Annotated in this window: 1 pseudogene; it reads left to right on the top strand. The window is 76.7% G+C overall.

From position 1 onward, the window contains the following. Positions 1-104: 104 nt before the first annotated feature. Positions 105-795, top strand: a pseudogene (locus CCN56_RS32955) (MFS transporter); the annotation flags it as partial.

The following is a 795-nucleotide window of genomic DNA, read 5'->3' as shown; positions in this document are numbered from 1 at the left end:
TGGCCGCCGCGCTCGCGGAGATCGGACTGAACGGCGCGGGCTGAACGGCACGGGCGGCGTAACCCGCTGGGAGTCCGTACGACCAGCGGGTTACCGTCCCCGGCATGTCCTACCGCGAGCTCGCCACCCGTCCCGTCCTCGCCGCCCTCGCGCTGCTCGCGGGCGCGGGGCCCGCCGCCGTGCCCGGCGCCCTGCGGGCCCTGCTCACGAGCCTCGTCCCGGAACGGGCCGTCACCCAGGCGATGAGCATGGAGTCGATGCTGACCTTCGGGATCTGGGCGGCCGCGCCCGCGCTCACCACGGCCCTGGCGCTGGGCGCCGCGCCCGCCGTACCGCTGCTTCTCCAGGGCTTCCTGATGGGCGCTTCGGTGGCCGGGCTCTGGCTGCTGCCGGCCGGCTGGTCCGCCGAGGCGCAGGAGCGGGGAGCCTCGATGCGGCGGACGCTGCTGCGGGCCTGGCCGGTGTACGTGCTCGGTGCCGCCGGCCTCACCCTGCTCGCGCTCGCCGAGCTGATCCTGCCCGCGCTCCTCGAACAGCGCGGGATCGACATCCGCTGGGCGGGGCCGCTGCTCGCCGGGTTCTCGATCGGCTCGGCGGTCGGCGCGTTCGTGTACGGCCTCCGGGGGAGCTGGCCCGGCCCGCTGGCCGTCCAGTCACTCGTCCTGGTCCTCGCGGTGGCCGCGGGCGTCGCCCTGGTCGCCGTGCTGCCCTGGACGGCGGCGATCGCCGTCGCGCTGGTGGCCGCCGGGCTCCTCCAGGCGCCCGGAAGCCTCACCCGGAACCTGGCCCTGCGGC

Origin of the sequence: Streptomyces sp. NRRL B-24572 (genome assembly GCF_002156145.1) — a bacterium.
In the GTDB taxonomy this organism is placed as follows: domain Bacteria; phylum Actinomycetota; class Actinomycetes; order Streptomycetales; family Streptomycetaceae; genus Streptomyces; species Streptomyces vietnamensis.
Note: the sequence above shows the minus strand (reverse complement) of the source record. Positions and strands in the feature narration are given on the sequence as shown.